At 71.3% G+C, this 10771-nt stretch carries 10 protein-coding genes; 6 read left to right on the plus strand and 4 right to left on the minus strand.

What is annotated here, in order from left to right; translation table 11 throughout:
* A partial coding sequence (locus ACYVIP_RS29865) for a hypothetical protein (protein ID WP_460402313.1) occupies nt 1-288 on the minus strand: 288 nt, incomplete at its 3' end.
* Between the two features lie 73 nt (nt 289-361).
* Nucleotides 362-1570, minus strand: coding sequence for a cysteine desulfurase-like protein (locus ACYVIP_RS29870; RefSeq protein ID WP_460402315.1), 1209 nt, complete (start codon nt 1568-1570; stop codon nt 362-364).
* Nucleotides 1571-1615: 45 nt separating this feature from the next.
* Here ACYVIP_RS29870 and ACYVIP_RS29875 point away from each other — a divergent pair, with 45 nt between their 5' ends.
* From ACYVIP_RS29875 to ACYVIP_RS29895, 5 genes are all read left to right on the plus strand, one after another.
* Nucleotides 1616-2356: an IclR family transcriptional regulator gene (locus tag ACYVIP_RS29875; RefSeq protein ID WP_460402317.1), complete on the plus strand. Its 741-nt coding sequence runs from the start codon at nt 1616-1618 to the stop codon at nt 2354-2356.
* Between the two features lie 150 nt (nt 2357-2506).
* On the plus strand, nt 2507-3526 hold the full coding sequence (locus tag ACYVIP_RS29880; RefSeq protein ID WP_460402319.1) for an Ldh family oxidoreductase: 1020 nt from the start codon (nt 2507-2509) through the stop codon (nt 3524-3526).
* Nucleotides 3523-4857 (plus strand): MFS transporter, encoded by a 1335-nt coding sequence (locus tag ACYVIP_RS29885; protein ID WP_460402321.1) that lies wholly within the window; start codon nt 3523-3525, stop codon nt 4855-4857. Before ACYVIP_RS29880 ends, ACYVIP_RS29885 begins: the two co-directional genes overlap by 4 nt.
* Nucleotides 4854-6182, plus strand: a complete 1329-nt coding sequence (locus ACYVIP_RS29890) for a mannitol dehydrogenase family protein (protein ID WP_460402323.1) — start codon at nt 4854-4856, stop codon at nt 6180-6182. The genes ACYVIP_RS29885 and ACYVIP_RS29890 overlap by 4 nt, the downstream gene beginning before the upstream one ends.
* Nucleotides 6183-6947, plus strand: coding sequence for an SDR family NAD(P)-dependent oxidoreductase (locus ACYVIP_RS29895; RefSeq protein ID WP_460402325.1), 765 nt, complete (start codon nt 6183-6185; stop codon nt 6945-6947). It begins immediately after the preceding gene.
* Here the strand turns inward: ACYVIP_RS29895 and ACYVIP_RS29900 are convergent.
* Together ACYVIP_RS29900 and ACYVIP_RS29905 are read right to left on the minus strand one after the other, a co-directional pair.
* Complete coding sequence (locus tag ACYVIP_RS29900; protein WP_460402327.1) at nt 6944-8098, minus strand: endonuclease/exonuclease/phosphatase family protein; 1155 nt, start codon at nt 8096-8098, stop codon at nt 6944-6946. The genes ACYVIP_RS29895 and ACYVIP_RS29900 overlap by 4 nt on opposite strands.
* A gap of 57 nt (nt 8099-8155) precedes the next feature.
* Nucleotides 8156-9331, minus strand: a complete 1176-nt coding sequence (locus tag ACYVIP_RS29905; protein ID WP_460402329.1) for an ROK family protein — start codon at nt 9329-9331, stop codon at nt 8156-8158.
* An 80-nt stretch (nt 9332-9411) separates the two neighbouring features.
* Here ACYVIP_RS29905 and ggh point away from each other — a divergent pair, with 80 nt between their 5' ends.
* The gene (ggh, locus tag ACYVIP_RS29910; RefSeq protein WP_460402331.1) at nt 9412-10761 is read left to right on the plus strand and encodes a glucosylglycerate hydrolase; all 1350 of its coding nucleotides are present in this window, start codon (nt 9412-9414) and stop codon (nt 10759-10761) included.
* The last annotated feature ends 10 nt before the right edge of the window (nt 10762-10771 follow it).

Here is a 10771-nt window from a genome sequence, read left to right on the forward strand (position 1 = left end):
CGTGGCGGCGGTGAACAGGGTGGCCGGGAGCGTGGCCGGCACGCCGGTGGCGATCGCCTCGGCCAGCGCGGCCGGGGTGGCGCCGGGCGCGCCGGCCGGCTGGGCGTCGGTGAGCCGCAGGCGGGGTCCATCGCAGCGGTAGACCATGGCGAAGGGCAGGCCGGCGGCGGTGAGCGCACCGACCGCCGCGGCGCCGACCTGGTCAGCGTCGGTGATCCCGGCGATCCGGACGGCCAGGTCGCCAAGCGCCAGCACGTGCCGGCGGTCGCGCTCGGGGTCTTCGGTCAAGGTCGACCACCCCCAACCATGCTGGCGCCGTCACGATCATCTCCGTGCCTGGGTTCCCCGGATCGGGCATTTCCTAACGCCCCGTGGCGATGTTGGCGACACCCGTGACCAGGCGGTCGATGTCGGACTCGTCGGTGTAGGGGGCGATGCCGGCGCGGACCGCGCCCTCGGCGCCAAGACCCAGCCAGCGGGCGCACTCCAGCGCGTAGAAGGTGCCCGCCGGGGCGTTCACGTGCTGTTCGGCCAGCCGGCGGTGGACCTGGGCGGGGGTGACGCCCTTGACGGTGAACAGGGTGGTCGGGGTCCGCTCCCGGTTCGGGTCGCCGACGAGGGTGACCCCGGGGATGGCGGCCAGGCCGGCGTCGAGTTGGGACAGTAGCGCGGCCTCGTGCTTGGCCAGCGCGCTCAGCGAGGCGGTCAGGCGTTCGCGGCGGGAGCCGGTGCCGGGGACCAGGTTGGCGAGGAAGTCGATGGCCGCGGTGGTGCCGGCGAGCGACTCGTAGGGCAGCGTGCCGAACTCGAAGCGCTCCGGCACGGCGTCGGTCGCCGGTAGCAGCTTGTCCGGGTGCAACTGGTCGAGCAGATCGGGCGCGGCGTGCAGGAAACCGAGGTGTGGACCGAGGAACTTGTAGGGCGAGCACACGTAGAAGTCGGCCGCGAGGTCGGTCACCGAGACCAGGTCGTGCGGGGTCAGATGCACGCCGTCCACATAGGTCAGCGCGCCGACCGACCTGGCGACGGCGGCGATCTCGGCGATGGCGGGGCGGGTGCCGAGCAGGTTGGACGCCGCGGTCACCGCCACCAGCCGGGTGCGCGGCGTGATCGCCGCGGCGAGGTGGTCGACGGACATGACCCCGGTGGCGCGGTCGAAGCTCGCCCAGTGGGTGGCCGCGCCGGCCGCCGCGGCGACCTGGACCCACGGCCGGATGTTGGCGTCGTGGTCAAGGCGGGTGACCACCACCTCGTCGCCGGCGCGCCAGTTCTTGGCGAGCGTGCGGGCGAGGTCGTAGGTCAGCTGGGTCATGCTGCGGCCGAAGACCACGCCCGCCGGGTCGCCGCCGACCAGGTCGGCGGCCGCCTGCCTGGCGGCGGCCACGATGTTCGCGGCGCGGCGCTCGGCCCTGGTCACGGTGCCCTGGTTGGCCACCGGGGCGCGGAGCACGCCGGCGACCGCGTCGGCGACCACGGCCGGGGACTGGGTCCCGCCGGGGCCGTCGAAGTGGGCGGCGCCTTCGGTCATCGCGGGAAACTCGGACCGCACCGCGGCCACGTCGTAGGTCATCGTTACCTCCAGCACCGGTGATCGCTGCTCACTACATTAGGTCGCATGGGCGAGACCATGTCGGCCGCGGACAAGACGCTGAGCGTGCTCGAGGCACTTGCGGACCATTCCCGGATCGCCGACCTCGCCGCGGCCTCCGGGCTGCCGAAGCCGACCGTGCACCGGATCCTGCAGACGTTGGTACGGCACGGTTTCGCGCGCAGCGACGGGCGGGGCAGCTATGTCGGTGGGCCGAGGATCCTGAGTCTGGCCGGACGTTTCCTGCAGCGGCTGGACATCGCCGAGCTGGTCCGGCCGATCCTGCGTGAGCTGCAGGAACGGACCGGATGGACGGTGCACCTGGCGCTGTTGTCCGGGGACGAGGCGGTGTACGTCGCGAAGGTGGAGGGGGTGGCGCCCTACCATCTGGCCTCCCGGGTCGGGATGAGTCTCAAGCTGCACTGCACGTCGATCGGCAAGGCCGTCCTGGCGGCGATGTCCGATGACGAGGTGCGGGCGCTGATCGGGCGTGCCGGGCTGGCGGCTCGGACCGCGCACACCCTCGTCGACGAGGACGCGCTGCTCACCGATCTGCGAAAGGTACGCGGGCGGGGGTACGCGGAGGACCACGAGGAGAACGAGGCCGGGGTGCACGCGGTCGGCGCGGCGGTGTTCGACCACACCGGTGAGGTGATCGGTGGGGTGTCGGCGGCGGCGTTGGTGGACGTGAGCAAGGCCGACGACGGGCTGCCGGGGCTGGTGACAGCGGCGGCGGGGGCGGTGTCCCGTGCGCTGGGCGCCGGTTAGTCGGTGCGGTCCGACGTGTTTTCGCTGGGTCGCTTGGCCTCCGGTAACCAGCTTATCGGGAGGCACCGACAGTGACGTGCTTCACAGAAAACCGGATCTGTGGCACTATGCGACGGTAGCAATGGAACGCTATTCCGTCAGGTGGAATCCATGCCACGACTGCCAGCTGACGAGGTGCGGGCGTTGGCCGTCCGGATCCTGGTCGCCGCCGGGGCGCCCGCCGGTGCCGCGGAGCGTGTCGCCGGCTCGTTGGTCGAGTCCAATCTGCTCGGTCACGACTCGCACGGCGTGCGCCGGCTCGGGTCCTATCTGCAGAGCATCCACAGTGGACAGATCGACCCTCGGGCCATGCCGAGTTCCGAGGTGGTCCGGCCGGGCAGCGTCGTCGTGCACGGGCGCGGCTCGTTCGGGCAGCTCGCCGCCGGGCACGCGGTGGAGCGGCTGGTCGAGTCGGCGCGTGCCAACGGATCCGGGGTGGCCACCATCCGGGACTGCAACCATGTCGGCCGGCTCGGTGAGTATGCCGGCGGGCTGGCCGAGCACGGCCTGGTCGGCATCGTCCTCGGTAACGCCGATCCCACGGTCGCGGCGCATGGTGGGCGGGAGCGGCTGCTCGGCACCAACCCGTTGGCCATCGCGGTGCCCCGGGCCGGCGGCACCCCGTTGGTCATGGACTGGGCCACGTCCGGGGTCGCCGAGGGGAAGCTCGCGGTGGCCAGGGATCGGGGGGAGCGGATTCCGGAGGGTCTGGTGCTCGACTCCCTGGGGCGGGCGACCACCGATCCCGGTGACTTCTATGCCGGTGGGGTGTTGTTGCCGTTCGGTGGGCACAAGGGATACGGGCTGTCGATGCTCATCGAGATCCTCGGTGGGCTGCTGACGGGCACCGGGATCGGCAGTATGCCCGACTATCGAGGCGGGTTCGGCACTGTTCTGCTGGCCTTCGACATTTCCAACTTCGTTGCAGTGGAACAGTTTCAGGACGGCGTGGCGGAGTTCTGCCTGCGGCTGGCCGGCACGCCGCGCGCCGAGGGTTTCGACGAGGTGCTGGTGCCCGGCCAGATCGAGGAACGCGTCCGCGCCGAGCGGATGCGCGACGGCATCCCCATCACCGACGGCGTGCTGCGCGAACTCCACGCTCTACTGCGGACAGAGGAGGAGCGACGATGACCGATACCGTCAAGGAAACGACCCCCGCCGAGCTCCGCAGAGTGGTCAGTGCCTCCGTGGTCGGCACCGCGCTGGAATGGTACGACTTCTTCATCTACGGCTTCGCCGTCACGCTGGTGTTCAACCAGTTGTTCTTCGTCACCGACGACCCGGCAGTCGGCACCATCGTCGGCTTCGCCACGTTCGGCGTCGGGTTCGCGGTGCGGCCGTTCGGTGGATTCCTCTTCGGACACCTCGGCGACCGGATCGGGCGCCGCGCCACGCTGGTGATCACCACACTGGTGATGGGTGTCTCGACCGGACTCATCGGACTGCTGCCAACCTACGACATGATCGGCGTGGCCGCGCCGATCATCCTGACCCTGCTGCGCATGTGCCAGGGACTCGGCGCGGGTGCGGAGTTCGGCGGCGCGTCGACCCTGCTCGCCGAGCACGCTCCCCAGCGGCGGCGCGGGTTCTTCACCTCCTTCGCCCAGACCGGCGTGCAGATCGGGCTGCTCACCGGCACCGTGGTGTTCCTGCTCGTCGAGTCGCTCGGCGAGCAGACCGTGCTCGCGTGGGCGTGGCGGATCCCGTTCTGGTTCAGCTTCCTGCTGATCGCGGTCGCGCTCTACGTGCGGCTTCGGGTGGCCGAGTCGCCGGTTTTCGTTCGGATGGCGGCGAAGCGCACCACCGTCGCGCTACCGGTGTTCGACGCGCTGCGCCGCTACCCGCGCAACTTCCTGATCGGCATCGGCGCGCACATCTGCGACACCGCCGTGATCTACCTCTACGCCACCTACAGCCTCACCTACATCACCAAGAACCTGGAACAGCCGAGGTGGGTCGGGCTCGCCGGCGTGATCATGTTCAGCGTGCTGGTGATCGCGCTGCAACCGGTCTACGGCAGGCTTTCCGACCGCGTCGGCCGCCGTCCGCTCAACCTGTTCAGCGTGGTGTTCACCGCGGCTTGGGCCTTCCCGTTCTTCCTGCTGATGGACACCAGGGAACCGGTCCTCATCTGGCTCGCGCTGATCATCGCCACCACCATCGGGTTCGCGCCGATGATCGCGGTCCAGCCAGCCTTCTACGCGGAACTGTTCGGCGCGCGGGTGCGCTACACCGGGTTCGCCGCCTCGCGGGAGATCGGTGCCGCGCTCGGCGGGTTCTCCCCGCTCATCGCCGCCGCGCTGGTGGCCAGGGCGGACGGCGATGGCTGGCTGGTCGCGGTCTGGATCATCGGCACCGCGGCCGTCTCGTTCGTGGCGTTCTGGCTGTCGGTGGAGAGCAAGGACGTCGACATCACCGCCGTGGACGTCACCCGCGACGAACCGTCGCCGACGGCCAGGTGACCAGGCTGTCGCTGGCGAGCGCCGGCCGCGGCGCCGACCGGCCAGGCCTCGGTATCGTCCATTTGGGACTCGGTGCGTTCCACCGGGCCCACCAGGCCGTGTTGACCGGGCGCGCGGTGGCCGCCGAACCAGGCGACTGGGCGATCTGCGCGGTGAGCCAACGAAACCCGGCCGTCACCGAGGCGCTCACCGCGCAGGACGGGCTGTTCACGGTGACCGAGCGCGCCGCCGGCCACCAGCGGATCGAGATCGTCGACAGCATCCGGGAGGCGCTGCACGCGCCAGCACTACCGGACCGGCTCACCGCTCTGCTGTCCGAAGTGGACATCGTGACGATCACGGTCACCGAGGCCGGCTACCGGCACGACCCGGCCACCGGCCGGCTGCTTACCGGCGACCGGGAGCTCGCTGCCGACCTGGCCGGTCGCCCGCCCAGGACAGTGATCGGCCAGCTGGTGGCCGGGCTGCGCGCCAGGACCGCGCCGGGGCCGACCGTGCTCTCGTGTGACAACCTGCCGTTCAACGGTCGGCTGGTCGCCGGCCTGGTGCGGGAGTTCTGCCAGCTGCGCGGCGAGTTCGACCTCGCCGACCGGATCGCGGCGACCGTGCGGTTCCCGTCGACCGTGGTCGACCAGATCGTCCCGGCGACCACCGCGTGGGACCGGGCCGTGGTCGCGACCGAGCTCGGCTTCGACGACCGCGCCGCGGTCGTCGGCGAGCCCTACCGGCGATGGGTGATCGAGGACGACTTCGCCGGCCCCCGGCCGGCCTGGGAGCGTGCCGGGGCCGAGCTGGTGGCAGACATCGCGCCCCAGCAGGCGGCGAAACTGCGGCTGCTCAACGGAACCCACTCCGCGCTGGCCTACCTCGGCCTGCTCGCCGGGTGCACCAGTATGGCGCAAACCATTGCCCAGGAAGAGTTCGCCGGCTACGCGGCCCGGCTCGTCCGGGAGGAGACCGGACCGTCGCTCGCCCGCTTCGGCATCACGGTCACCGAGTCCGAACTGGACACTCTGCTCGACCGGCTGGCCAACCCCGAGATCACCCACCTGCTCACCCAGATCGCCGCCGACGGGGAGCGCAAGCTGCCGCAGCGGCTGCTCGAGCCGGCCGCCGAACTGCTCGCCGCCGGCCGGCCACCGCGACTGATCTGCCTGGCGCTGGCGGGTTTTCACCGCTGTCGCGGACTGTCTACGGTGGACTTCTCGCCGCCGGAGCTCGCCGCCGACCCGGTGTTCGCCGAACTGCTCGCGGACGCGGGCAGACGACTGGACCGGGACGGGGTCCGGGTTACCCTACGGCGGCTGGTCGACGAAGGGAGCTAGATGAACCTGCGAGACACCGTCGCCGTGGTGACCGGCGGCGGCACCGGGATCGGCCGGGCGACCGCGTTCGCCATCGCCGAGGCGGGCGCGCGCGGGGTGGTGGTCACCTACTCCCGCTCGGCCGCCGACGCCGAGGAGGTCGCCGCCGAGCTGACCGCCCGCGGCACCGAGGCGATCGCCGAACGCGCCGACATCGCCGACGACGACAGGGTGCGGGACCTCGCGCAGCGGGTGCGCGCGCGGTTCGGCCGGGTCGACGTGCTGGTCAACAACGCCGCCACCACCTACCGGGTCGACCACCACGACCTCGACGGGCTCACCGACGCGGACTTCGCCAACGTGCTGGACGTCAACGTACTTGGCGCGTTCCGGATGGTCCGGGCCTTCGCGCCCGACCTGCGGGCCGCCGGCGGCGCGGTGGTGAACATCGCCTCGATCTCCGGCTACCGCGCGGGCGGCTCGTCGATCGCCTACGGGGTGAGCAAGGCCGCGCTACTGCAGCTGACCCGCAACCTGGCCGTCGCCCTCGCCCCTCGGGTGCGGGTGAACGCGGTCGCGCCCGGGACGGTCGCCACCCGCTGGCAGACCGACCTGCACGGCGTCACCGGGTTCGCCGAACGCGCCAGGATGGAGCGGGAAACGGTGCCACTGCGCCAGACCGCCGGCCCGGAGCACGTCGCGCAGGCGGTGCTCGGCCTGCTCGGCATGGACCTGGTCACCGGCGAGACCGTGATCCTCGACGGCGGCAAACATGTCACGTACTAGACCTCCAGTTCCACCAGTACCGCGGCGTGGTCAGAGGCCTGGTGGGTGTGCTGGGTCAGCTCCGGGTAGACCTCCCACCTGTCCGGTGGGGACTTCCGCGACCCCCACAGTCCCTTGCGGAACAGCCGGCCACCGAGGAACCGGTCCGCGAGCCCACGGGAGAGCAGGATGTAGTCGAGCCGGTTGGCCAGGCCACAGGAGTCGTAGCTACCCGGCCGCCCGGCGGTGTCGAACTTCTCCAGGTCGTAGCAGGAGACCAGCGGACCGTTCCGGTCGAACAGTGGGCTCAGGTTCGGTGCGGGTGCGTTCTCCTGCCGGGGACCCTCGTTGAGGTCACCCAGGACGATCACGTGCTGACCGCGTGCGACCAGCCCGTCGACGATCCGGCGGACCTCGCCTGCCTGCCGCAGTCGCTTCGGCCCACCACCGCCGGACTGGGACTTGAAGTGGTTGACCAGCACGTGTACCCGCTCCCCGGACGGGGTGGCCACCTCGTACTGCGGGCAGTCCCGGCTGAACACCGGACCACCACCGTCCTTGACGTCCACATTGGACCTGATGGACTCGATCGCGAAGCCCCGCTTGGTCATCAGGCCGACGTCGATACCGCGCTCGTCGTTGCCGTCGACCAACATCACGTGCTCGTAGGCGTTGTCGAGCAGCTGGGTGTTGAGCCGGATCAGCGACGGCCGGTCCTCGGCCTCGACGATCCCCAGCACGTCGGCGTCCACGTCCCTGATCACCCGCGCGGTGGTGCGGGTGCCGATCTCGTCGACGGCCTCCTTGGCCAGCTCCACCCAGCCGATCCAACTGTCCCGTCCACTCGCGACGATCTGGACGTCGCGGGTGGGGTCCTTCGGCTCGCTGTCGAAGCTTCCCCGGTTCTTGCGTAACCACGCCCATTTCGGGGCCAGCGTGGGTAACCGCCGGACCGCGCCGTGTTCGTTGACGTGGTAGATCCCGAGGGTCACGAGTAACTCCCGCATCCGCGCGAGGTCGGCGGCCGAGTACCTCGCCTTGCGGATGAGGTCGTTGAACTCCTGGTACGCGCCGAGAACCGGCATCCCCGATTCCCGGTCGACGGTGTCGAACGCCTTCGGCCTGGCGAAGAGGTTCTCCACATTGAACGACGCCACCACCATTGCAGCCATACCAGAAGCAACGTCACCGACCCGCGAGACGTTAGGGCACCCGCCGCCGACCAGGGGTCAGGACGCCGTCAGCCGGTCGACGGCCGATGGCGCGAGCACCGCCGCCGCGGCCAGGCCGGCCATCCCGACCAACTGCGCCCGGTCGCCGAGGACCGCCGGGCCGACGTCCAGGCCCCTGGCCGCCACCTCGTGGGCCTGCTCGCGCAGGGTCTCGCTGAGCCCGTCCAGGAACGGCGGCAGCGCGCCGATCTCGCCGCCGACCCGGACCAGGTGCGGGTTCAGGATCGTCACCACGGTGGCCAGCACGGTGCCGACCAGCCGCCCGGCGTCGGCCACCATGGCCACCGCGCGCGGGTCGTCAACGGCGACCCGGCGGAGCACGTCCGGGAGCGCGCGGGCACCGTCGGCGCGCAGCTGGCGCACCAGGGCCGTGCCGCTGGCGAGCGCGGCCACGCAACCCCGTCGGCCGCAGCCGCAGCGCTCGTCCCGGTCCTCGATGCGGATGTGGCCGATCTCGCCTGCGCAGCCGGTGGCGCCGCGGTGCGGGCGGCCGCCGATCACCACCCCGGCGCCGATGCCCGAGCCGACGGCCACCCCGAGCAGGGTCGAGTCCGGGGCGTCGGCCGCCAGATACTCGCCGTAGGCCAGGGCGTTGGCGTCGTTCTCCAGCAGAACCTCGACCGAGAGGCCGTCGGCGAGCACGTCGCGCAACGGCTGGTCACGCCACGCGGTCATGGTCGGCGGCATGTTCGACACGCCGGTCCGCTGGTCGAGCTGCCCGGGCACCGCGATGCCGGCGGCGGCCAGGTCGGCGTGCCGGCCGAGGGTGCGCAGCTGGCGGCGGGCGGTGTCGAGCATCCACGGCAGCACGTGCGCCGGGGAGTGGCCGATCGGCAGCCGGTCGGTCTGCGCGGCGAGCACGGTGCCGTGCAGGTCGGCGACCCCGACGGTCACCAGGCTCGCGCCGATGGCGCCGACCACCGCGACCCGGCTCGTCTGGTCGACCGCCAGCAACTGGGCCGGGCGGCCACCGCTGGAGGCGCGGTGACCGACCGTGGTGATCAGCCGGTGCCGGTGCAGCACGTCCAACCGTTCCACCAGCGTGGCCCTGGACAACCCGAGGTGTTGTTGCAGTTGTTGGCGGGTCACCGGGCCGACGCTGCGTAACACGGCGACAACATCTCCCGGGGAGGCCGCGCCGCCGGCGCCGGATCGTCGGTTGACGTCGTCCACAGGAGCCACCTAAATTGGTATCCGGTACTTCTGTCCAATTATTAGACATAAGTACGACCCGGGGCAACGTTGGAGGTCACGTGCGACCCGCTGCCGCCAACCACGGACCACGCCGAAGACTCGGCTCGGTGCAGCTCGCCGCCCGCGCTGCCTGGACGCTGGGCGGCAACGACATCGGCACCATGATCACCGCCGCGCCCCGGCTCTACCCGCACATGTGGAGCTGGGACACCGCGTTCATCTCGATCGGCCTGGCCCACCTCAACGTCGACCGCGCGGTGCGCGAGCTGGAGACGTTGTTCGCCGCCCAGTGGCGCAACGGGATGCTGCCGCACATCGTGTTCTCCGAGGGCGGCGGCTACTTCCCCGGCCCGCAACGCTGGGGCGCGGCCGAGCTGAACCAGGACGCCCCGGACTCGCCCCGCACGTCGGGCATCTGCCAGCCGCCGGTGCACGCGATCGCGTTGCGCCGCATCGTGGACATCGGCGCCGGGTCGCCCGCAGTGGCGCGGCTGCTGGCCGACGGCTGGCCGAAGCTCTACCGGTGGCACGAGTGGCTGGTGCGCCACCGCGACCCGCACGGCACCGGCATGCTGGCCATCGTGCACGGCTGGGAGTCCGGTATGGACAACTCGCCGCGCTGGGACATCCCTTACGCGGCCGTGGTTCCCGGGCCGGACCTGCCGCCGTACGTGCGGTTGGACCGGCAGGTCGCCGACTCCGCTGAGCGCCCGAGCGACCTGGAGTACGACCGGTACCTGTGGCTGGTCGAGGAGATGCGCAAGGTCCGCTACGACGCCGCGCAGGTGGTGCGCACGTCGAGCTTCCTGGTCGGCGACGTGTTCGTGACCGCGTTGTTCGCACTGGCCAGTGAGGTGCTCGCGACCCTGGGGGAGGAGAGCGGCCAACCGGCCTGGCAGGTCAGGCAACTGCGCGGCTGGGCAAGGCGTTCGCGCGTGGCGGTCGCCTCGGCCTACGACCCGGCGACCGGGCTGGCCCGCGACTACGACCTGCGCGCCGACCGGTGGCTGTCCACGGCCACCCTCGCCGGGTTCGCCCCGTTGCTGTGCGGCGGGCTGGCCGAGGTGGACGAGCGGCGGATGCTCGCGACGATCCTCGGCAGGGACTGGGCAGGGCACCCGGACCTGTTCGCCGCGATCCCGCCATCGGTGTCGCCGAACGACCCGGCGTTCCGGCCGAGGGAGTACTGGCGCGGTCCGATGTGGCCGGTGATCGCCTGGCTGTTCGGCTGGGCCTTCGAGCACCACGGCTGGACCGGCGAGGCCGGCCGGTTACGCGCGGAGTGCCTGAAGCTGGTCGGGGACGGTACGTTCGGCGAGTACTACCACCCGCTGACCGGTGAACCCCTTGGCAGCAAACAACAGTCGTGGACCGCGACGGTGGTCCTCGACTGGTTGCACTCGGCCTGAGCTAACGCCG

Source organism: Actinophytocola sediminis (genome assembly GCF_054779715.1).